The sequence below is a fragment of the Mycolicibacterium austroafricanum genome (assembly GCF_902705885.1).
In the GTDB taxonomy this organism is placed as follows: domain Bacteria; phylum Actinomycetota; class Actinomycetes; order Mycobacteriales; family Mycobacteriaceae; genus Mycobacterium; species Mycobacterium vanbaalenii_A.
Genome location: NZ_CACSIP010000025.1, coordinates 17182 through 38082, shown reverse-complemented (window position 1 = coordinate 38082; position 20901 = coordinate 17182). Strand labels below are relative to the sequence as shown.

Sequence of the window (20901 nt, the reverse complement as noted above, 5' to 3'; positions counted from 1 at the left end):
ACAAAGGGCTTTGCCCCTGTGTACAATCCCCCCGGAATTGAGCGTTGTCACTGGTCAGCGGGTTTTGCCTTACGGCTACCGAGCACGATCCGCCGGGTGCCTTCTGGCTGACCATTCTCCCCCGCGGGTTCATTGGCCTCAGACGGCTGGCGGTCCTGACCTGTTGGCTGCAGCACGCCCTTGACCGGCTCGGAGTTGCGCGGCGCCCGGACCAAAATCTTGCGCTCTTTGCCGCCCTTGTCCTTGTCCCCCGCGCCGCCACCTGCGCCCATCGGGCCCATGCCCCCCATGGGCGCCATCCCCATCCCCCCGCTGCCGGCAGGTGCGGGCGCAGCCGGCACCGGATGCGGGGTTCCCGCGGCCCGGGAAGTGTCCAGGCCGCCCGCCGGGGGGGTCTGCACGCCCGGGGCCGGGGACAGCCCCCCGGCGGGTGCGGTACCCCCACCAGAACCCTCACCACCGCCCAGACCGCCGACACCGGGATCATCCCAGGACGGCATTTTCAAACGCCCCGAACCTTTTTGGGCTGCGCCCATCGCCGACCCAATACCCGAAACTGCCTGTGTGGCGGCTTGTCCCGCGGCTTCAGGCACCTTGGCGGCCAGGCCCCCGACTGCCCCGAGAATGCCGGCAGCCAGCGAGGCCATCATCCCCGGAAGCGCGGCCGCTAACCCTGCCGCCTGACCCATGTCCTTAGCCTCATCCGAGGGCGGATCAGCCTGCGACTCGTCGTCGGCCCCATCGTGATAGTCGGCCCCGTTTTTCTGGTTGCGTTGCTCCATCTCAGTGAGCTGATCGTTGAGCGATTTCAGTAGTCCGCTGTAACGCCCGACATTGGGAGGAGTGTTGTTCGCGGCCTCTACCTGCGCGATCTGTGCCCGCAATCGTTCGAAATCCTGTGGGGAATCTGCCTGGCTCTTGTGCGCAGCGAAGTTCTGGGCGTGCTGGGATGCCGAGTCTGCCGTCTGACGATGCTCTGAAGCCACCAACCCAAAAAACCGGGACTGATTCGACAGGTGCTCGATCGCCGGTGCCGCCGAGACAGGCGATTTCCATGCCGAGTCCAACACTCGCACGGCTGAATGCGTTTGCGCCGAGGCCAATTCCGCGTGATCGGCGGTGGCCTGCATCTGCGAGATGAACCCCGCGCCACGCGAGCCATCCCCAGTATGAAACGTCGCCGCCACCACCTCACCGGGCCGCGGTACCGGGGCCGGCATCGGCACTTGCGCCCGGTTTTCACGCGCCGGTATTGGTTCCACGTGCGGAACCTGACCCGCCCCGGCACGCGGCATCTGCAGCATTGCGTGCGCGCGCGCGATCTCTTCGTCGGTCTCCTCGTAGTTGCCCGCGATGGCCCGCAGCGTCGCCGCGGACGACAGCAGCCCCCGCGCGCCATTGCGGACATCACTGGACAACGCCGTGGCACGATGAGTGAAGCGCGTCGCTGCGGTCACCGACGCGACATCGGCGGCCAGCGGCGGATGTACCGCCCCACTGCTGGCGAGCAGCCCTACGGCCGTCTTTTCCAGTGACCGCGCGACGGCCACCAGAGCATCGGTGTCGACCCGCAACATGGGGTCAGCCTACTGCCGCCGGCTTGACCGGTATATTTCGATTCTGAGCCATCTTGGGCCAAAATTTCGCCACGAACTCTGTCACGTGTGGCAAATAGACCTCTTGACCCACCGTGCCCCGCAGCAGCAACCGGGCCTTGTCAGGGTTGCGTGACATCAACTCCTGCCATTCGACTTCCTGCTCCAAGCGCCCGGACTGGTTGCGGCCACCATCGACACTCTGAGCCTCACCGCGACGATGCTGCACCCCACGCTCTTCGGCGCCCGCCCGCAGCAGCTCCTCCTCGGCTGCTCCGTGCATCACACACACCGCCGGAAAAATCTTGCGCAACACTTCGGTGTAGATCGGGCCGTGGGTGATATCGGTCTGATTGCTTGCCTGCTGCGCAATCACCAGATTGGCACCAAGACCCCGTGCCTCACCGACATAATTCGCCTGCCGGGGCATCGGGGCGGTATTCGGGGCCTCGTCGATCACACCCAGCAGACGGCTCAGATCCTCCCACTGGGAAGTCTTCTCCCGCCACCGCTCCACAAGCTGCTCAATCAGCGTCACCGCCGCCGGCGCGGTCGTACCGTTACCCGGCGCCATCACATACACCGTGGCGGTCGGGTCATCGAGAAACTCCGGAGTGAACGCACCCTCCGGCTGCTCACGCAACGCCATCCGCAACCATGCCCGAGTGGCTTTCGACAACGAGAACAATATCGAATCGCGTTGTCTGGGATCCATGTCAGCGGCGTGATCGACTTCAGCCTTCAACTCAGGAACATTCACCAGCTCGGCCGCCATGGCCCACGACGGCGTATCTGCGGGGTCATCCTCGAACAAGATGGGTTTCTGAATTGCCTGCAGAACCCACCGCATCCCCAGATTCGTTTGTGCCGGCGACGCCGCATACAAAAACGCTGCCAGCGGCCCCTCACCTAGCGACTCCCACGTGCCCCCATCAGTAACCTGCTGCGCGCCCGCGCCGTAGGCGGTAGAAGCCATCTGCAGCAGCGTCGAGGCCGTCGTGTACGCATCATCAACACTCTGTATCGACGTAGTCGGATCGAACCGCACCGGTTCGACATCCCTCGGATACATCGGATTGCGGACAGTCCGCAAATCAATGAGCTTGGATGGACCCGGCCGGTACGGCAAAATCCACTGAAGCAGATCGTCTTTCGACGAAACGATGAACGCAGGACCCTGATGTGCAATCGCCATCGGCGCCAACACCAAAGTGGTCTTCCCGGCCCCCGTCCTGCCCAACACCCAAATATGGCTGTCCGTTTCAGCCGGAACATAAAACTTGCGCCGCGTATCCGGATCCACGCGCTCTACAAAGCCGCAGTACGGCCCGGTGCGTGGCGGACGCTTATACGGTTGGGCATACGGATCAAACATGATCCGACCCTATTGCCGCATACGCCGAAGTTGAACTGCGCAACCTCATTCTTCCTGTGCAGAGCAAACTCCCCCGCCAACGGTAAGGTTTGAATATGGCTGCCCGTCTTGTTTTTGCCCCCGAGGTTCGCAAGATCATGCCCGAACAGGTGATGGCCGAAGCCCGTGCCACTGTGGGTGTTTACAACTGCGTCGGATGTGGTGGACAGGGCGATGCTCGTGTGGAGCTGACCAGTGTTGTCGTGGCAATACCGCCGAATTATCCGCCGGTGGTGCAGTTCGCCCACCACAGGTGCGTGCTGTCGCACGTGGCCGACGCTGCACCTGTTGATCCTAGCCAGATTGACGGTGACGACGTCACGACCCTCAAAGTGGTCTTCGGGCCGGGTCGCGACGGTCAACGTGTGGAGGCGATGCTGCTTGTCGACCTGCCGCGCGACGTGTTCGCTGTTACCGATACCGGTGAGCAGACAGGTCTTGCCGCCGGGTTGTATTTGGGCGACGGGTTTGATCTGGCAACCGCATTCGATCAGCCTTTCCCCGAAGTTACCGGGTACACGGTTCATCTGAATCCCGACGGCTCCGGTCATATCGACCAGCTACCCGGCCGGCCAGGTCCGTTCCTGGAGCACTTCGGCGATGATGATCCAGCCGGGATGTGGGCTGCAACGGCCCGGTCGACTGGTTGGCTGACCGTCATCACCGGGGAACTGGGGTTAGCGGCCGCAGAGGCCGAAGATGCCGAGACGGCGGTAAAGCAAGCGTTCAGATCCGGCAACGTGGTCGGTGGGCGCATCCGCGTCGTTCAGCGCTAATGGGTTTTAGGCGTAGCTCGGCTCGTTCAGGAAGTTCGCTTCATCAGCGTAATAGACCGGCTCGATCATCCAGCTCTCAGACTGAGTCCCCACCGTCAACTGGTTGTTGTCGTGTTCGGTGATCGACACATCAACACGCTGATCGGCTGTCCCCGCCGCCGTGTGTCGCGCTTGAACTTCTGACGCCGCTAGCACAGGTTCTACGGTAATCACGGTGGACGCCGCAATCACGGGTGCCTCCACACCGTCGGCGACGATCATGGTGACCGGCCCTGGCGGTTTGGTGTGCGGCGAAGGTGCGATCCAGATTCGCGACGAACGCCCAACATTGGCCCATGCCATGGGATTTGGCGTATAGATCGCGATCCGCTCCCCGGTTCCCTCCGCGCGTAGCACAATCTGTCGGACCAGGGTCGGGTTGGCGGCAACCGACACCGAAGTGGATCGCAACGGGTCTGTCAAGGGGAGCAGAAACGGTGTCTTGTCCTCGACCGTGCGCCCAAGCAACACTCCCGATGGGCCTGCGTGCAAGTTCAGATCAACCGCGGGCACATACTCCAGGTGCGGGACATCCTCAGCGCTCGCCCGCGCAGCCCGCAATGCCCTGGCCTGCTCGCCCGGTATCCGACTGAACACTGCGGGCACATCAAAGTCCTTGTGTTGCACGGTCTCTATCCGTACAGACACCGCCATTTGGGGCCCAGTTTCGGTGGGTTTGAGGTGCACGCTGTGGGCGACGGCGTTCGCACGCATGATCCACAGACGATCAATCGGACGCTCTCGAAGATCCTTTGCCTGCACCACATAGGTAGCGACACTTCCTGCCGCTGACTGAATGTGGGACCAACGATCCTCAACTTCTGTGCTGCCGGGGCCAAGAAGGAGCTTCTCGGCCTCAATGAGGTCATCGGCGGTGCAGGGACGTGCCCGGCATCCTGCTTCGTCGAGTTGCCGTGCGCACCGCTCGGTGGCCGCAGCCATGGCCGCAAAAAGGCTCTTGCGGGATGCCAGCCCCTGGATGCTCTTGACGACATCCACGCGCAGGATCAGCCACGTGCGTCGCTGCCCAGCGACAGGGCGAGTCCCAATGATCTTCTCGTACAAGGCAGCATAGATGCCCATCAGTGCACGACGTCGGCCCGCGGAGACAACCTCGATACTGACCGCCAACCCGAACTGATCGACCAACGGAGCCAGCACGCTCATCGGGACCGTGTTGGTCGTCGATGCCGTGCGGGTACGTTCCAAAAACGTTGGGGTGTATGAGCTTCCGGCGACCGCGATCATCGACGTCAACGTTCCGGCGTGCAGACGCACCCCGACCACCGCCCCATCGAAGCCGGTGTCCACCGGTGCTGGCAGCGCCGCGCCCATCACTTTCCTGCGCGACCACGGCCATCGCCCGCCCAACGCCAACCATCTCGCCGGCGAATGCCGTTTGATAGCCACGGTGCCCGCCAGGACCACTATCAGGGCCGCAGCCACAGCTGCTTGCCACGCCACACCTGACCACACGAGGGTCAACCCGGCTGCCGCCGCAACAACCTCGCTGGCCAGCAGGGCCCGAATGTCAAATCCGACCAGTGAACTCATCCGCGCCTCCGTGCTACACGGATCAGCACGGTTGCCGCCGCGATCACCGCGATAGCGGCCAGCGCGGCCACCTTGCCCGGGCGCATATCGCGACCAGGCGGCGGCGGTGGCGCGATCAGCTTGTCGGCCAGATGCTCGTCGAACTGCACCGGGCCATCGGGAATCGACTTGGTCAGGGCCGCGACGGGATCCACGATGCCGTAGCCGACCCGGTTGTCGACTCCTCCGGCTGGGGGGTGGGCACTGGCCACCAGGCGGTGAATGACCTGTGGTGCCGACAGTTTCGGCATGGCCGCCCGTACCAGTGCCGCAGTGCCCGAGACGATCGGCGCGGCGAAGCTTGAACCATAGATCCGCACCGGCGGTTTACTTGGCTCCACATTCGGGTTGGCGTTCACCACGGTCCCCTCGGGGCCAAGTCCCATGATCTGGTTACCGGGTGCGGCGATCTGCACCCACGGTCCTGGTACGGAGAACGCTGCGGGCTCACCGTTGGGCTCCACTGCGCCGACGGCGAGCACATAGGGCTGCCACCACGCCGGCGCCACAACCGTCTGAGCGCCGGCCCAGTTGCGTGGGTCATCGGGATGGAGCGGGTCATACAGCGGGTTGGCAGGGCAGTCGCCGCTGGTGTTTCCCGCCGCTGCCACCACCACGATGTCTTTTTCGACCGCCGCATAGCGCAGCGCAGCGCCTAGGGCTGCCTGATCGATGGGGGTGGCGGCGTTGATGCAGTTGACCACCGAAATGTTGATCACGCCGTGTTCCATCCCGGGAAGATCCGCCACATGGCGCACCGCCAGGGCAAGGGTGCCGGCGTCACCGGCTTTGTGGTCCTTGTCGTTTGCGTTGTACGACTTGGGGCCGTGCGTCTGCGAGGACTGCCGCACTGACACCAGCCGTGCATCCGGTGCCACACCAACCAAACCGTCGGGCGCCCCTGGCGGAGGAGGAGCAACAACCCGTGTGTCATCGCCTGCTGCCGGATCGGTGCCGGTGATCGTATCGCCGTCGCCAGCTGCCGGTGCGACCTCGCCATCGCCCTCCGGCGGCGGTGGCGGCGGAGGTGGTGCGGGTGGCGGCACCGTGACCGTCACCGTGGTCGGGCTTGGTGGTGCCGCAGTGGTCGGTGGCGGCGAGGGAATCGCGCTCACCCCGTCGATGGGAGGCTGGGCCGGCGCATTCTCCGGGCGGCGCGGCGGCACCGGACTGCCTTGCGGCTGTGCGGCGATCAGCGAGGCCACGATCGTCCCGTGGACCTGACAGTCCTCAAGGCCGTCACCGTACCTGCCCATCACGTAGTCGCCCCCGCCCACCAGATCTTTGAAACGTGGGCTCGGCGTCACACCGGTGTCGATGACTGCAACGGTCACTCCCGCACCTGTCGAGAACTTCCACGCCTCAGGAAGGTTCAACATCGCGGTCGCCGGTGCTGGCTGCGTGACATCAGGTTGTGCGATCGTCAGAGCCTGGCGGCACGCCTGTTTGAGCTCCATCTCCTCAGCAGGTTCGGGCGGCCCGTCGGGCGGTAGAGCCGCAGGATCAACCTTGGGTGGCTCTACCGCCCATACAGGTGAGGCAGACAGCGTCATGGTCAAAAGTGCGGCAACCCCGGCTGCCGCGCCGATCCGTTTCATCATCGCGACCTCACCGCGGTCAGCAGCCCAATACCCCAGAGCAAGAACGGGAATCCCAGTGACATCGCTAGCAGATACATATATTGCAGCGCGCGCCGCGTCGGAGGGGACAGATCTCCGGGCAGGCCGACCAGTGCGGTCAGAACGCCAATTCCCACCAGGGCAGCGGCTAGCCATCCTAGAGCGGTCACTGTCGCGGGCACGGTTTGTGCATCCGAGACCGCGAGTTTGGCGACGACGACTGCTCCGGTGAGCAAGATGCCGCCGATCAGTGCCGCAACGACTTTGGCGTCGCGAGTGATCCATGCGCGACCGAGCAGTGACACCAGGCCAAGGCCTGCCACCACTTCGATCATCCACAGCCGCGGTGACCCTGCGTGAATGGCACCCCATGTGGTGGCCACCAGCTGCACCATCAGGGCTGCGATGATCGCCCGATGCGCCGTAATCGAATGCCGGTTGCGGCGACGTAGATCCTCGGGCGAGACCACATCTGGATACGGTTGATCGTTTGGTGTCGCCGGCACCACAGGTGACACGGTTTCGTCAGGCTCGTCGGGGTTGCGTTCCCACACCCCCGCGCCCGTAGGCAATTCCAAATTCGGAGGGCGCAGCCCCGCAAGGCGATTAGCCAAACCAGGAGCGGCCAGCACTAAGGGCAACGCGACCCACATCAGGCATGCGGCGATGATCGGGCCGGACACTCCGAACAGCCAGCGCACGCCAACACCCACGCCCAGCGAAACCCCGAGGGCAAGCGCGAACGTCGACAGCCACCACCACCGATCGGTGGCTACCCGTAGCACTACCAGGATCGCCGTCACCAGCAGCCATGCCAGCCACGCATGCGCCGCCCCCAGGGGCCCCGGCACACCCGTGGCCGCTGCGGTCGCCGCCGGGATCAACGCTCCCAGTATCAGCGTGTCAGATAGATCGCCATGGCGGCCGTGACGTCCGATGCCCCAACCTGCGGCGAGCATCGCCGCGGCCAGGACGATGCAGATCACCCAGGCAGGCCACCAGGTTGGTTCTAGGAGATGGGTTCGTATCAGCAAGGCGCTTGCGGCTGCCACGAGTATGCCGATGCCGATGCCGCCGAAGACGAGTGCTTGTTCTGGCTTGATCTCGGAGGTCTCATCCTTGACCTGTTTGGCCAGGCTCGCTGAGCGATCCTCGGTGACCGGTTTGAAGGTCTCCTTGGCCACCCCTGGTTTGAGAACCAGCGGGACACCGTCTGCCACACCAAGCTCGAGCAAGGACCTGGACGCATCCAGAGTGATCCCGTTGACCTGCTGGAGTTCGTAGGCGGTGGTCTCGGGCATCGGGATGTATCCCTGCCGCGTCGCCCCGTCCTTGTTCAGCAGCTTGATCAGTGCCTGCATTGCCGCGCGAATCGGCACGGCCGCAGGAAACACGACGTCAGTCTGCCTTTCACCGACAAAGATCGCGCCGCGCCACCATGGCGGCATCTCAACCATCGCCACGTTGGTGTCGGTTTGACCTGACGTATCCGGGGGCGCCGACGCTTCAGGCGCTTTGGCGGTCTCAGTCATGGCTCAGATCGGTGGTGCTGGCGAAATTGTTCGCGATGGACGCCGCTATCTCCACGAACTTGCGGCGGGTTTTGGGTTTGAGGCCGTTGTTGAAGTCGATCACCGTGGCCGCATCCAGATGCTTGTCAAAAGGTAGTACGAACACGTCGTCGACTTCGTGGCCGAAGCGCTCCTGGAGCTTCAGGCGAGCCTTCTTGGCGGAGTTGCCTTTCAGATCGTTGATCACGACGATCGTCCGCTTCAGCAGGTCGTGATAGCCGTTCTCGCTCAACCAATCCAGTGTCACTCCAGCGCCTTTGGCCCCGTCAGCTTTGGTGGAGCTCACTACGATCAGAGCGTCGACGCTGGCCAGGACTTCGGGCATCACTGGATGGTCGATCGTCGGTCCGCAATCGACAAAGATCACCCGGTGGAATTTCTCGACGTGCGGCATCGCGTGCCGATAGGTTTCGGGGGTCAGCTGCGGCCGCTGGGTCAGCCTCGTGTCCCCAGCCAACACCATCACGCCCAAGTTGTTGGCGCCGACGTGGGCGCGGATCTGGTCGTCGCTTCCCAGCATGTTTCGGCTACCCGAGTCCACGACCGTCAGCAGGCTGCCACTTGCCGTTGGGTCGATTCGGTCGGCCGCTGTTCCGTAGCCGGGGTCCGCGTCGACGACAATCGTGCGGTCTTCTTTTCGGTGTGCGGCGAACCCGTTGGCTGCGCCCGTGGCCACGGTTGTTTTCCCAATGCCACCGCGTGCGTTGATAACTCCGATCTTAAACCGGCCGCGCAAGGGGCTTTGAATGGCCGCGATCCACTCGGCCATCTGCTTTTCCTTTTTGGACCTGCCGGGATTGATTAAGTGCAACGAGCCCTTGTAAAGGGCTGCGCGCCAGCCTGTTTCCGGTCTCGGTCGCTTTGCGCGGACAAGTTCGTCGCTCCACTGGGCTTCCGACATGCGGGTGCGCCCTGGCGCGCTGTCAAGCTGGGTCATACTCTCGACCACGGCTGCGTGGCGCTGCGCTGATACCGGGGCCGGGCTCGCACCTGTGGGGGGAGCATGCGGCGGCTGCTGCGGTGCCGGTGCGGGCTGGTTGAGCGGCCCCATGTTCGGTGTCCCAAACATGTTCGGCGGGTATGGATCCCGGCCAAATTGCCCGGGGGCCGGCCCGTGTGGCGGAGGCTGCGGTGGTCCCCAACCGGCAGGCGGCGCCATCGTATTGCGCTCGAACCCCGGTGCATTTGGGGGAGGTGGTCCGCCGCGCGGCGGGAACCCGCCTGGCCCGGGCCCTGCTGGGGGTCCCGGCGGGAAAGGTGGCTGCGGGTACCTGCCCGAGTTGGGTGGCGTACCCGGCCGGGCCTGGTAATGAGGGTGCGCGTCCGCTGCCCGCCGCGCTGATTCCCTTTGCGGCGCAGGGGGAGTCGGCGGTGCCGCTACCTGGATGTGCGGCGTGGTCAGCTCCCATGAACGATGAGCAGCCGCCGCCGGCGGCGATGCGGGTTCGGTCTCGCCCTGCGGTCTGGAATTCTCCCCGAGCTGCGCTGCGGGCCATACCGGTTCCTGTGGTCTGTCTTCTGGTGTGGCGGGGGCAAGTGGCTCACCGGCCTTGTCCTCCTCGGAGGCGGCGTTAGCTTCAGCATCGGATGTGCCGGGTGCTTCGCGCTCAAGGGGCTGTAGGTCCACAGCGTTACTGGATTGTTCTGCCTCGTCGAGTGCAGGTGGGGGCACCTGTGTATCACCTGCGGTGCCCGACAGCGAGTGATTGGGCTCGGTGGCCGGAAACGGGCCTGATGGATTTTGCTCGTCGGCCCCGTACCCCAGGTCAAATTCGCGGGAATGACGTGGTGGTTCGCTATTCGGGCTGGTCATGCTTTCCATACAAACACCCATTCTGACCCTTGTCTACAAAGCCCTAACCCGGTGTGTACAAACCATTTTGGCCAAGTAGAGCAGCGTGTTCTGGCTCACATTGCGCGGCGGTGGTCCCACTGGACTCCGGCGGCGCTACGCTCAAGAAGCGTGGCCAGTTCGGCGGTAACCCGGGCGCGATCCGCGGGCGCGATGGTCAGCCAGGTTTCAATCTGGTCGGACCAATGGCCGCCAAGGAACTCGGTGGTGCTCATTACACGGCCGTACTCGGTATCGATAAGACACAGCACAGTGTTCCCGCACGTTTGCTCGGGATATTCAACCACGCCGACTGTGAGCATTGGCGCCATCGGATTACCGGCTGCCGCAACAACTTCTGCCTGGTGCGCAGACATGCCCATGCCGAAAAGGTCAGCCAATCCGGCGCCGCCCAGGCAGCTGCCTACAGCGGCCAGAAGTTCGTCTCGGCGCCCGTGTACAGGATCGATGTCGGCCGATTCCAGTTCGCCGGCCAGACCCAGGATCACCTCGGTCAGCGTGCTCAGCGCCATGTCGCGGCCCATGTCGCCCAACGTCGACAGCACTACTTCCGCTGGTAGCTCTGCTGGTGCACTGGATTCGGCCGATTCCGGCGGTGCGCCGTTGTTGCCGGCCAAAGCGGATACGTCGTGCGGTTTGGCTGCCCACCCATGTGTAGTCGCTCCGACCCACGTGGAGCCTTGGCGGACAAGGGAGGCCACCATTTCTCGCAGTGTGTCATCATCGTGCCAGCGGGTGATGGACAGCGAGACCTCGATGTCAGGGTTGGACAGCACCCGCATTTGTTCGGCGTACTCGTCTTTCACGCGGCCGTATACGTCGATGACCTCGCCCGCGAGCAGTTCGTGCCACACAGGATCCGCAGTCGTAGGAACACCAGACTTAGGCAGCCAGGGCGGTATCCGAAGAGTCTGCGGCAGAGACTCGCAGCCAGTCAGCGCTTGCGTAGCCCACAGTTGCGGAAGTGTGAATGCTCCGATCGCCGTGCGATTGTTGGTGTTCAACTACCGACCTCACTGCGAATTTCTGGTCTTGCCCAAGGGCTTTAAGTGCGACGCGAGTTCACGCGGCCGCGTGTCAACGCTCGCATGTGCCGCCATCTCTGCTTGCCGCGCGTACCACTGTCGATCAGCCGATAACACCTGGGTGTCCGCCACGCTCCTTATGCGGGGGACCAGCCCATCGACTGGTCCCCCGCACTTCGAAGGAGGGTGTAACCGATTCACACTCCGGCAAAGCCCGAGCCCGACACCGCGTCGGCGTCCTGCATGCCCTGGTTGCCGCCGCGGGTTACCCGTGCATGGTCGCCGACTGTCTGGCGGATGGCGATCTGCATCTGGTCGGTCTGTGCCTGGATCTCACGGAATTTCACGCCCGCGTGACGTGACTCGAAAGTTCCGTCGAGCGATCCGACCAGTTTCTTAATCGCGCTCATGTGCTCTTCGAGAGCAGCGCCGATGGCATCGGTGCCTTTAGCATGGCCATCCATTGCCTCGTGATCCATAGAGATCAATGCCATGGGTTTGATTCCTTTCCTGAAAAGTTACGTCGCGGGCCGGCCTGAGCTCTTAGCCGGCAATCCCGGCCTGCTGGGCGGCGTGCTGGGCGTCTTCGTTCTGCCAGCTGGTCACGGTGTTGCGCAGTTGGTGCACGATGCTCTGGGCCACAGAGTCAATTTTGGCTTGCTTCATTGTGATGTCGGTGGCGGTTTGGACGTTCTGTGCCTGCGACTTTCCCTTCCAGAATGCGTCCGACGCCAAGTTGCTCGACTTGTACTTGCTCATCAGGTTGAAGATTTCTTGGCGATGATTGTCGATCTCGTTGGTCACGCCGGTCACCTGGTCGGGATCCATGATCAACGTCATGCTGACCGTTCCTTTCGTTGCTGTCAGTGACCGTTGATGATCACCTTGTTGTGGAGTCTAAACCCGGTTTTGCGGGTGTGAACGGGGTCAAATTTCCCCGCCGCCCGCGGTAACTACGGGTGGTTGCTTGGCCAGTCGGATACCCAGCCGACCGGCGGTAGCGCTGTGTGGCTCGCTCGAACCCTCCCCTCGGCGTGCTGCACCCATCGGCCCGTACATCGGTGCAGCGCCCCCCAACCCGGTGGCTGCGGCCGCCGAAGCTCCCCGACTCACGTTCTTTGTGGTCGCTGCAGGAGACCAGCCGGCCGGAACCCCGAGTCCGCCGCTGACCGTCCCGATCCCGCTGACCGGCCTGGTGGCACCTAGCGCCGCCGACAGCCCACCACCGCTGCCTGCGCCAACACCGCTCAATGCTGTGCTGGCGGGCAGAGCCGAGCTGGCCCCGCCGAGGCTCGACATTCCCTGCCCCAGGCTCGACAACGCGGGCGCGAACAAACTCATGGCTTGCTGTGGCATCGACATCAACGGTTGGACCAGCGTCTGCAAAAGCTGCGGCAGCATACCGGCGAGCTGGCCCGCCATCGACGGCGCCATCGTCACGATCTGCATCATCTGGCCCATAACACCGCTGTTCATCGGGCTGGCGGCTTCGGCCGAGGCACGCATGGATGCGTTCACGCCCGTCTGGGCAGCCTGCTCGCCTTGCATTGCGGAGGCCCCAGCTGCCTGTATCGCCGGGTTCGCCGGCGCTGCGGTGACCACCGGCGGGACCGCCAGTGCGCTCACTGCGCCGTCGACAGCACTGCCATACCCCATGCGCAAAGCCGAGTTTCGAGGCCAGTAGTCCAGGAAGTACTCGCCGTCGAGAAAGTTCATCGGCGGAAAGTTCTGGCCAAACACGTTGGACCCGGCCAACGCAGCCCACGTCATGCGGTTTCCATCGCAGACCGGTTCGGGAACCATGCCGCCCAGCGCGGACGTATAGGCCTGCACCATTGACTCGGCAAGCACCGAGTTTTTGAGGCAATGGGCAGCCATCACAGCGAGGTCGGCGATCTCGGGGACCGCTGAGCTCGCCATGGCCGTGCCACTGACCCCAATCCACTCGGTAGCAGTGGTCGCAGTGGTGGCACCTTTGGCAGCCGCCTGGGCGGCGCAGCCATCGGCTATTGACTGCATCAACGCGCCCCACGCCGCTACCCCAGCCGGTCCGGTGCCCGGGGCGCCGACCATCAGCATGTGGTTCTGCCCAGGGGGCAGAGCCGCCGCGTCAGCTCCCAGCATTAGCCAAGCGACCCGTTCACAGCGTTCACCAGGTCCTGCTCCTCGATGATCAGCCCACCAGTGGCCATAGATACCGCTCGCGCGATACGCGACGCCGCGATCTCACCAAGGATCCCGTGCGTTACCCCGGCATTGGCTCCCAGCGCCGTCGACAACGCAACCGCCTCCGGGCCTGCCCCCATCGGCGGCACCACGAGGGTGCTTGCTGCGGTCGCCGCTGAGTGAGCGATCATCGTTTCCGCGCCAGCGGACTCCGCTGCCGCACCGGAAAGAATCGTCGGTGTGTTTGTCAGAAGCATGGTTACCTTTCCCCGTCCCTAAGGCTTTGCCGAACCCCGGACGCGCGGGGTCCTCTTGGTAGCAAACTACGCCCGTGGTATGCCGATCTCAACAAATGCCCAGCAGCCAGGCTCCGCGCGTTGGTGAGTTTTGTGGGGGTGGGTCTGATACTTGGGGGTATGTCCTCGGGGTTGCAGGTGTATGTGGATATGGCGGCTGAGGCGTTGCGTGATGGCACGGATTTGTATGGTCAGCCGTTGCCTCGGGGGGCTGGCGGGTTGGCTGATCAGGGTGTGATTGTTGAGCAGTTGGCGCAGAAGATGGCCGCTGATGATCCCGCGGCGCTGGGCTATTCGGGTGTGACTGCGCAGATGTGGCGTGATCACGCGGCGGCCAATGCGCGTGCGGTGGCCGCGGTGGCGGCCAAGGATCGTTCTGCTGCGGTGCATTTGGACGCCTCTGGCCAGGTGGTCGCTGAGGGTAGTGCGGCCATGGATTCCAATAATCAAGCCGCAGCCGACAACACCGCAGCGATTGCCCCGTATACGGGCAGTCCTGCTGGGGATCGGCAGATGTTGCGGGAGTTGGATAACCGCACCGGAACCGCCCGCAATCTGATCAAGGCATCTGATCAGCGTGCGGTGATGTTAGCGCAGTTGCTGCGTGGCGGCTCCCCTGCCGGGAGCGCAGCGATGGCCCCCGCCGGCGCCATGGGTGGCGGCGCTCCAGCATCCATGGGCGGTGGCGGCGGCGGCTTCGCCTTCCCCAACCTCTCCGGCATCACCAAAACCGCCAGCGCCTTCCAACCATCCAGCAACGCAACCATCGATGCCGGCACGGGGGCTAACGTATCCGGCCGTGACCTGCCGCCCGGGGTCGCCAATGAATATAAGCTGCAACGCAAAACCATCCTGGCCGCCCGCGCCATCAGTGCCGCTTTTCCCGAAATACAGTCCATCGGCGGATTCCGCGCAGACTCGCTCAAATGGCACCCCAGCGGCCTGGCGATCGACGTCATGATCCCCAACCCCACCTCGCCCCAGGGCATCGCCCTGGGCCAGCGAGTGTTGAACTTCGTGTTGGCAAACCAACAGAAGTTCGGTCTCGACCACGCCATTTGGCGTCAGACCATGTACATCCCGGGCCGCGCACCTTCCATGATGGAGAACCGGGGCGGCGCCACAGCCAACCACATGGACCACGTCCACCTCGCTACCAGCGGCGGCGGCTACCCCAGCGGAGGCGAAGCCTACGCCCTCTAATCCTCCAACTTCCGAACACTCGAATTCGTTATACCCCAACAATTTTCGCCAGAATACGTGCCTCGCCGTCCGTGGGCGGTCGCGCATTCTCCAACTCCGCCAGGCGCTCAGCCGCCAGGCCCGTCATCTCCGACACCGTCTGCAAATCCACCCCGCTGTCGCGCCGCCACACATACAACTGATGACCCACCATCGCTGCCGGCGACGCGGCGATATCGGCCATCACAGCGTCCTTGGTCTTGTTGATCTCAGCGACCAGCTTCATGGCCTCCCCCATCTCAGATGCGCGAACGCCTTTGGTCAGCAGGTGCCCGGCGTGACTGAGTAGGCGTACCACGTTCATTGCCATCGCCAGATACACGCGCGGATCAGCATCCGGATCTGGCAGCGTCGTCGCCGCCTGACGGGACGTATCGATCACCATCTGGGTCATCCCCAGCAGTCCGTCAGTGGCTCCGCCCTCGGGAGGGCCTTCGGAGGCGGGCAGCTCGCCGGTCTCCCCGACCGCCTCTAGCGTTCCCAAACTCCACTCTAAAACCGACTCAATCCGTACCCTAGTCCGAGGCTGAGGATACGTTTCCCCTCGCTCGATCGACCCGAGCGTCCCCTGCCGTATCTCGGCCTGTTGCGCCAGGTCACGCTGGGAAAGGCCTTTCTCGGCGCGACGCGCCAGGATTGCTTTCCCAATGCGTTGCGCCGCCACAACCCGCCGCGCCGCCACCACAAAAAATCACTATACCGTTTACCCCCTCTGACCTGCACCGACTCGAAAAACCGACACAAACCGTTGCAGAAGACGGCAGAAAATGTTTACTCTTGCCACTAGCAGCATGTTCCTCCGGGCGAAAAGGACTCCCAGATGCGCGAGTTGATCAACACAAGTCGCGAATTGCGCAACAACCGCGGCGATCTCTACACGCAGCCCTGCCTTGCACAGACATGGGACCCGACTGTGTGGACAGATCCCGAAAAGTACTCCGAAGCTGAGCGCCAACAGGCCAAGATGCTGTGCCGGTCAGCGTGCAGCCGGCGTCTGGAGTGCATCCGCGAAGCCCTGGTACCTGACAAGAGCCAAGACGCGGCTACCCAGGGCATCTGGGGCGGTGTGATGTTTCCCGGCACCTTCGACGAGGCCCTGAACAGCACCTATGACAGGCTCGTCGAGATCTACAGGGTTCTCTCCGGCACTGGTGAGCCCCCCGTCGGCTTCAAGCACCGCCGCCGCGGCGAAAAGCCTGACCTGCAGGCCGCACCGGACAAGACACCCAAACCGCGCACGTCACGCGCGAAAAAGAAGCAGACTCCCGTGGCCGACCTTGCCCAGCAGAACGAAGCCAACCCGATCCCGGTAGAGGGCATCGTCGTTGGTCAGCCTCTCTACCTGTTTGCCATTCCGGCCTAGAACCACAGCCGCCCATGCAGCAGCTTCCCGGCGTGAACGTATTGATTGCTGCCCTGTACGCACGTGCGGGCATGCCCCACCAGAGGCGCTACCCCGAAGCCCGCCATACACCTATGCCGCGTTGAGTGCGTAATCGAAACACCTGCACACATCCCGATGGGGAAAGCAACAACCACCTAACCAAAAAGCTTAGGACGCTGACCAGCGTGTCATTGCGGAGCTACCGCACAGGTGCGTGCAAGACTCCCCATAACCGTAATCCCAGGAGGCCCATCCGCAACACCAACACACACATGTACATATCTGAACTGCCCCCCGATAGCAGAAAACCCCGCCGAAGCGGGGAACTTCTGAGAATCGAAGAAGCACCTTCGATTCGGGATTCCCGAAGGAACCAGCCTGAGCAGCTGGCTCCAGGATAGAGGACACCGTCTTGAGCCGCAACAGGTTCCAGCAATCCGGGTTACGCGTGCCGACACCCAACATCTCGCAGCCGACCACGCCGGTGTCGCCGTGCTCGCGCCAACGGGTGCTCCTCCCTCACGGTGGCCACCGCCCTTCACTGACTATGCCCGCGGCCACACCGACCACGCTCGCGTAGCCCCATGACCCCAGCCGCTCGTCCCGCCGACTCCCCCACCGCAGTCTGGAAAGCCTTGGCACGGCGCCTGTCCCCGACCGGCAAGGACCGGTACAAGGCATTCGACCCAGAGACCCGCGAGTACAAACGCCGCCAAAAAATCACCGACACACTGCCCAAGACAATGGCGGCCGTCGACATCTACAGCGCCGCCGGCTTCACCACGCAGCTCGTGCTGGACTTCGATGCCAAAGAACACGGCCGCGCCCAGGTGGACGCCGACTTCGCCCGCGCGGCCCGCTGGGTTCGCGACTGCGGCGGCCGCGTTGTATCCGACCGCTCCACCAGCGGGGGACGCCACCTCATCGTGCCATTAGCGATCGGGACCTCGGCCACCCTCGCCGAAATGCGCCAGCTCGCCGATCAGCTCAAAGCCCGACTACGCACCCTGGACCCCAAACCCACCAAGAGCGCCGCGGGCTGCATCAGCGTGCCCGGCACCCGCTGCTCCGGAGGCGGACACCGACTCCTTGACGGTCCACTCAACGAGGCCGTCGCCGCACTGACCGAACGCAGTGATTCCAGGTTTCTGCCCGCCCTCTACGCATTGTTAGGCACTCTGCCTGCCCCGACCACTCCGCAACCCTCCGACTTGGAGGCAGCCCAGTACGTCCACGGGCAAGACGAGGACCAACGCATTGTGCAGGCCTACTGGTGGAACCGCCCCATTCCAAACGATGTCCTGGACTTCGCCACCCACGGGTGGATGACCGGCGCGTGGAACACACCCTCAGAAGCACGGCAAGCCGTGGTCACCAACGCAGTCCTGCGCGGTTACACGCGGGGACGAATCCGTGCCGACATGCAGCTAGACGGGCCCTGGCCAGCCCTCGGCGAGGCTTACCGCCAAAAGCACGGGATTCGTGCCGATACGCAGTTCGACCGGGACTTTCAGACCGCCATCACATTCGCAGTGGGACGAGCCCGGGCAATCGGGAAGAAAACGAAACGAGAGACACACAGAGATAACTACACACACTTTTCAGAGCTGTCTTTGAGGAGGGATTTGGAGGAGTCCTACAAAACGTGGCTGGCGTACGCGCTGGCTTGGACTGACCACCACTTCAAGGGGACGGAGCGCTGGTCCACTCGTGACGTGTGGCAGAGCCTGGCAGTGAAGGCTGTAGTCGCTGGAGAGCTCCGAGAAGGCGTTCCTGTAGTCGGTGTGGGTGGTCGATCAATCTCGTTGTCTACCGGCCTACTAAGCCACAAAGCGACTGCGCGTGTGCTGCGGAAAACCCGCGATATGGTTGGCGCGCCCATCCTGCTCAACAGACGCTCAGTCGGACGTGATCCAGACGTATACGCGCTCGTGGCGGTCAACCCCGACGGAATACAACCGATCCCGCTTGACCGAGTTCATTTGGCCGCCGTGCACCCAGCCTGGAGCAAGCTCGGCCGTCATCACCGAACGGTCTATGAACTCATCGTTCACAACAACATGACCACGCCGTCGGAGATCTTTGCAGCAGCCAAGGTCAATGAGCGCAGCGGCCACTACAGCCTGTCGGCCTTGGCCGGCGAAGGCCTCATTACTCGCCGGCGCGGCCATGTCAGCCCGGGACCAGTCACGTTGGACGATATTGCCGACGAACAGCACCTTGACGAGGTATTTGCCGCCCGACAGGCACGTTATAAGCGCGAACGAGCAGCCTGGCACACGTGGCTCGCACTACGAGATGAAGCACTGCGAGCCCCCGACACTGACCGATCTGACTGGCGAAGCAAGCACCTTGACTACGTCCCCCCCGACCATGCCGAATTCCTGGCATCAGTAATGGCGGACCTACCTCCACCGGATGACCAAGCTCAACGAAAGCTGGCGCACCTCGAACAGGCCGACAGCGTGACTCTGGCCCTCCACGCGGACGCTATTGCCTTGTTGAGCCGTGTCTTGGGCGCCAGCGTCGTGGCGAACAACTCAGAGCCTGTTTGCACACACCTGTAGCGTGCCCCGCGCGGTTGCAGGGCCGTGGCGATGTGCGACGTCTTGGGTGAATCGCCCCGGCATGTCCGGAGACTTACGGGGTTGAGAACTCCGCGGTGTGCTGAGTTCGGTGGTGACGGTAGTACAACGCTTCGCACTCGGACGGTGGCATGTCCCCGCAGTACTCATAGAGGCGGCGGTGGTTGAACCAGTCGACCCATTCCAGGGTGGCGACTTCGACTTGGTCCACGGTGCGCCACGGCCCGAATGGCTTGATCAGCTCAGTCTTGTAAAGCCCGTTGATGGTCTCGGCCAGGGCGTTGTCGTAGGAGTTTCCGGTGGCTCCGATCGAGGCGTCGATGCCGGCCTGCAGGAGTCGATCGGTGAACGTGAGGGAGGTGTATTGGGCGGGTTCAATCGGTCGTTGCAACACCGGGTTGTTGGAGTGAGTGTAGCTGTTGGGCAAAGACTTCGGCGGGAGTCTTCCAGCCGAGGACCTTTCGGGGTCGGTTGTTGAGCGTCAGTGCGACCGCTTCGAGGTCTTGAGCCGACCATCGAGATAAGTCGGTGCCTTTCGGAAAGTACTGACGCAGAACGCCATTGGTGTTCTCGTTGGTAGGCCGCTGCCATGGCGAGTGCGGGTCGGCGAAAAACACCTTCGTTCCGGTGTCGAAGGTGAACTGGGCGTGCGCGGCCAACTCTTTGCCGCGGTCCCATGTCAACGTCTGACGCAGCTGCTTGGGTAGCTGTGCCAGTGAGGCGATCAGGGCAGCGTTCATCGCCTCGGCGCCGTAGCCGCTGAGCGCCGGCCCGTTCTTCACCGGCGGCGCCAGACCCCACCCCTCGAGGCGGGGAAGGTGAACCAGCATCACCGAGCGGCTCTTGCGTTCCACCACGGTGGCAATCGCCGACCGGCCCGCACCGATGATCAAATCACCCTCCCAATGCCCAGGAACTGCGCGATCGGCGGCTTCGGCAGGGCGTTTGCTGATCACGACGTCCGCGGTGACATGTCCCTGCGGTTTGTTCTGTGTCCTGGCCCGCGGGACCCGCAGCGCACGACCGGTCCGCAGGCACGCGACCAATTCCCGTTTGAGCGCCCCACGCCCCTCGATGAACAAGGACTGATAGATCGCCTCATGGCTGATGCGCATGGACTCATCATCGGGGAAATCCAGCGGTAAGCGGTGGGCAATCTGTTCCGGGCTCCATGCTGTCGACCACCGTCGGTCTTGTCGGTGCGGCTTGTTGCGGCCGTTCCAGGCCTTGGTCTGCGGACCTGCGACGGCGGTGCCGTCGGGTCCGCGGACACTGCCATCGAGCCGCTGCTGCACGTACTCACGCAGCTGCGGGTTGACTGCCAGTTTCGCGGGTTTCGGGCGCTTTGCTGCTTGCTGGGCCTTCCACTGCGCCACCCCTGCGCGGTACACCTGCGTGCCGCTGCGGGTGGCTGCGTTGCGCCGCAGTTCCCGCGAAACTGTCGAGGGGTCACGCTTGATCTCGCGGGCGATCTCACGCACCCCGGCGCCCTGGGCGCGTAGCAGTGCGATCTCCTCCCGCTCGGCGAACGACAGATACCGGCCCGTGGGCTCATCCAGACTGATCGGCGTCATGCCGCCAGCGTGGTGGAACCACCTGGTCGCCACCGGTGTCGACACGCCGACCTCTGCGGCTGCGTCGTCGGTGGAGACACCCTGGGCGATCAGCCGCCAAAACTGACGCTGCACCGACCGCGACGGGTCCGGGCGCCCTGGTGAGCGCATCGCAGGCCGCAACGCACGGT

The 20901-nt window shown here is 63.7% G+C and carries 17 protein-coding genes and 2 pseudogenes; 4 read left to right on the top strand and 15 right to left on the bottom strand.

What is annotated here, in order from left to right; all coding sequences use genetic code 11:
• Positions 1-47: 47 nt before the first annotated feature.
• Both BEMPMBAN_RS17665 and BEMPMBAN_RS17660 read right to left on the bottom strand, forming a co-directional pair.
• Positions 48-1577 (bottom strand): hypothetical protein, encoded by a 1530-nt coding sequence (locus tag BEMPMBAN_RS17665; RefSeq protein ID WP_159232423.1) that lies wholly within the window; start codon positions 1575-1577, stop codon positions 48-50.
• 4 nt (positions 1578-1581) lie between these two features.
• On the bottom strand, positions 1582-2970 hold the full coding sequence (locus tag BEMPMBAN_RS17660) for a type IV secretory system conjugative DNA transfer family protein (protein ID WP_159232421.1): 1389 nt from the start codon (positions 2968-2970) through the stop codon (positions 1582-1584).
• Between the two features lie 95 nt (positions 2971-3065).
• On the opposite strand from BEMPMBAN_RS17660, the gene BEMPMBAN_RS17655 reads away from it, so the two are divergent.
• Positions 3066-3785 (top strand): hypothetical protein, encoded by a 720-nt coding sequence (locus tag BEMPMBAN_RS17655; RefSeq protein ID WP_159232419.1) that lies wholly within the window; start codon positions 3066-3068, stop codon positions 3783-3785.
• A gap of 6 nt (positions 3786-3791) precedes the next feature.
• On the opposite strand, the gene eccE is transcribed toward BEMPMBAN_RS17655, so the two are convergent.
• From eccE to BEMPMBAN_RS17610, 9 genes are all read right to left on the bottom strand, one after another.
• Positions 3792-5378, bottom strand: coding sequence for a type VII secretion protein EccE (eccE, locus tag BEMPMBAN_RS17650; RefSeq protein WP_159232417.1), 1587 nt, complete (start codon positions 5376-5378; stop codon positions 3792-3794).
• Complete coding sequence (locus BEMPMBAN_RS32965) at positions 5375-6970, bottom strand: S8 family serine peptidase (protein ID WP_272952243.1); 1596 nt, start codon at positions 6968-6970, stop codon at positions 5375-5377. Before BEMPMBAN_RS32965 ends, eccE begins: the two co-directional genes overlap by 4 nt.
• A gap of 44 nt (positions 6971-7014) precedes the next feature.
• On the bottom strand, positions 7015-8568 hold the full coding sequence (gene eccD, locus BEMPMBAN_RS17640) for a type VII secretion integral membrane protein EccD (RefSeq protein ID WP_159232415.1): 1554 nt from the start codon (positions 8566-8568) through the stop codon (positions 7015-7017).
• Complete coding sequence (locus BEMPMBAN_RS17635; protein WP_159232412.1) at positions 8561-9544, bottom strand: MinD/ParA family ATP-binding protein; 984 nt, start codon at positions 9542-9544, stop codon at positions 8561-8563. Before BEMPMBAN_RS17635 ends, eccD begins: the two co-directional genes overlap by 8 nt.
• Before the next feature lie 971 nt (positions 9545-10515).
• Entirely contained in the window at positions 10516-11463 is a 948-nt protein-coding gene (locus tag BEMPMBAN_RS17630) for an ESX secretion-associated protein EspG (protein ID WP_159232410.1), read from the bottom strand.
• Positions 11464-11681: 218 nt separating this feature from the next.
• Positions 11682-11978: a WXG100 family type VII secretion target gene (locus BEMPMBAN_RS17625; RefSeq protein ID WP_159232408.1), complete on the bottom strand. Its 297-nt coding sequence runs from the start codon at positions 11976-11978 to the stop codon at positions 11682-11684.
• Positions 11979-12027: 49 nt separating this feature from the next.
• The gene (locus tag BEMPMBAN_RS17620; protein ID WP_159232406.1) at positions 12028-12324 is read right to left on the bottom strand and encodes a hypothetical protein; all 297 of its coding nucleotides are present in this window, start codon (positions 12322-12324) and stop codon (positions 12028-12030) included.
• An 87-nt stretch (positions 12325-12411) separates the two neighbouring features.
• Positions 12412-13608, bottom strand: coding sequence for a PPE domain-containing protein (locus BEMPMBAN_RS17615; RefSeq protein ID WP_159232404.1), 1197 nt, complete (start codon positions 13606-13608; stop codon positions 12412-12414).
• Complete coding sequence (locus tag BEMPMBAN_RS17610) at positions 13608-13841, bottom strand: hypothetical protein (RefSeq protein ID WP_159232397.1); 234 nt, start codon at positions 13839-13841, stop codon at positions 13608-13610. Before BEMPMBAN_RS17610 ends, BEMPMBAN_RS17615 begins: the two co-directional genes overlap by 1 nt.
• Positions 13842-14066: 225 nt before the next feature.
• Between BEMPMBAN_RS17610 and BEMPMBAN_RS17605 the strand changes: the two genes are divergently transcribed.
• The gene (locus tag BEMPMBAN_RS17605; protein ID WP_159232394.1) at positions 14067-15149 is read left to right on the top strand and encodes a VldE C-terminal domain-containing protein; all 1083 of its coding nucleotides are present in this window, start codon (positions 14067-14069) and stop codon (positions 15147-15149) included.
• Positions 15150-15177: 28 nt separating this feature from the next.
• Here BEMPMBAN_RS17605 and BEMPMBAN_RS32720 read toward each other — a convergent pair whose 3' ends face one another.
• Together BEMPMBAN_RS32720 and BEMPMBAN_RS33190 are read right to left on the bottom strand one after the other, a co-directional pair.
• Positions 15178-15582 (bottom strand): hypothetical protein, encoded by a 405-nt coding sequence (locus tag BEMPMBAN_RS32720; protein ID WP_234897547.1) that lies wholly within the window; start codon positions 15580-15582, stop codon positions 15178-15180.
• Between the two features lie 108 nt (positions 15583-15690).
• Positions 15691-15852 (bottom strand): annotated as a pseudogene (locus BEMPMBAN_RS33190) (helix-turn-helix domain-containing protein); the annotation flags it as partial.
• A gap of 156 nt (positions 15853-16008) precedes the next feature.
• On the opposite strand from BEMPMBAN_RS33190, the gene BEMPMBAN_RS17595 reads away from it, so the two are divergent.
• Positions 16009-16551 (top strand): WhiB family transcriptional regulator, encoded by a 543-nt coding sequence (locus BEMPMBAN_RS17595; RefSeq protein WP_159232390.1) that lies wholly within the window; start codon positions 16009-16011, stop codon positions 16549-16551.
• Between the two features lie 605 nt (positions 16552-17156).
• Positions 17157-19139 (top strand): hypothetical protein, encoded by a 1983-nt coding sequence (locus BEMPMBAN_RS17590; RefSeq protein WP_159232389.1) that lies wholly within the window; start codon positions 17157-17159, stop codon positions 19137-19139.
• Positions 19140-19212: 73 nt separating this feature from the next.
• Here BEMPMBAN_RS17590 and BEMPMBAN_RS17585 read toward each other — a convergent pair.
• Together BEMPMBAN_RS17585 and BEMPMBAN_RS17580 are read right to left on the bottom strand one after the other, a co-directional pair.
• Positions 19213-19527 (bottom strand): annotated as a pseudogene (locus BEMPMBAN_RS17585) (integrase core domain-containing protein); the annotation flags it as partial.
• A 4-nt stretch (positions 19528-19531) separates the two neighbouring features.
• Positions 19532-20881, bottom strand: coding sequence for an IS30 family transposase (locus BEMPMBAN_RS17580; protein ID WP_234713714.1), 1350 nt, complete (start codon positions 20879-20881; stop codon positions 19532-19534).
• Between the last annotated feature and the right edge of the window lie 20 nt (positions 20882-20901).

Coding starts and splice junctions, on each gene's coding strand:
- BEMPMBAN_RS17590 (WP_159232389.1), top strand. CDS start 17,157: ATGACCCCAGCCGCTCGTCCCGCCGACTCCCCCACCGCAGTCTGGAAA.
- BEMPMBAN_RS17605 (WP_159232394.1), top strand. CDS start 14,067: ATGTCCTCGGGGTTGCAGGTGTATGTGGATATGGCGGCTGAGGCGTTG.
- BEMPMBAN_RS17625 (WP_159232408.1), bottom strand. CDS start 11,978: ATGGCATTGATCTCTATGGATCACGAGGCAATGGATGGCCATGCTAAA.
- BEMPMBAN_RS17655 (WP_159232419.1), top strand. CDS start 3,066: ATGGCTGCCCGTCTTGTTTTTGCCCCCGAGGTTCGCAAGATCATGCCC.
- BEMPMBAN_RS17615 (WP_159232404.1), bottom strand. CDS start 13,608: ATGCTGGGAGCTGACGCGGCGGCTCTGCCCCCTGGGCAGAACCACATG.
- BEMPMBAN_RS17620 (WP_159232406.1), bottom strand. CDS start 12,324: ATGACGTTGATCATGGATCCCGACCAGGTGACCGGCGTGACCAACGAG.
- BEMPMBAN_RS32965 (WP_272952243.1), bottom strand. CDS start 6,970: ATGACGCTGTCTGCCTCACCTGTATGGGCGGTAGAGCCACCCAAGGTT.
- BEMPMBAN_RS17635 (WP_159232412.1), bottom strand. CDS start 9,544: ATGACCCAGCTTGACAGCGCGCCAGGGCGCACCCGCATGTCGGAAGCC.
- BEMPMBAN_RS17660 (WP_159232421.1), bottom strand. CDS start 2,970: ATGTTTGATCCGTATGCCCAACCGTATAAGCGTCCGCCACGCACCGGG.
- BEMPMBAN_RS17610 (WP_159232397.1), bottom strand. CDS start 13,841: ATGATCGCTCACTCAGCGGCGACCGCAGCAAGCACCCTCGTGGTGCCG.
- eccE (WP_159232417.1), bottom strand. CDS start 5,378: ATGAGTTCACTGGTCGGATTTGACATTCGGGCCCTGCTGGCCAGCGAG.
- BEMPMBAN_RS17595 (WP_159232390.1), top strand. CDS start 16,009: ATGCGCGAGTTGATCAACACAAGTCGCGAATTGCGCAACAACCGCGGC.
- eccD (WP_159232415.1), bottom strand. CDS start 8,568: ATGACTGAGACCGCCAAAGCGCCTGAAGCGTCGGCGCCCCCGGATACG.
- BEMPMBAN_RS17665 (WP_159232423.1), bottom strand. CDS start 1,577: ATGTTGCGGGTCGACACCGATGCTCTGGTGGCCGTCGCGCGGTCACTG.
- BEMPMBAN_RS32720 (WP_234897547.1), bottom strand. CDS start 15,582: ATGACCCAGATGGTGATCGATACGTCCCGTCAGGCGGCGACGACGCTG.
- BEMPMBAN_RS17580 (WP_234713714.1), bottom strand. CDS start 20,881: ATGCGCTCACCAGGGCGCCCGGACCCGTCGCGGTCGGTGCAGCGTCAG.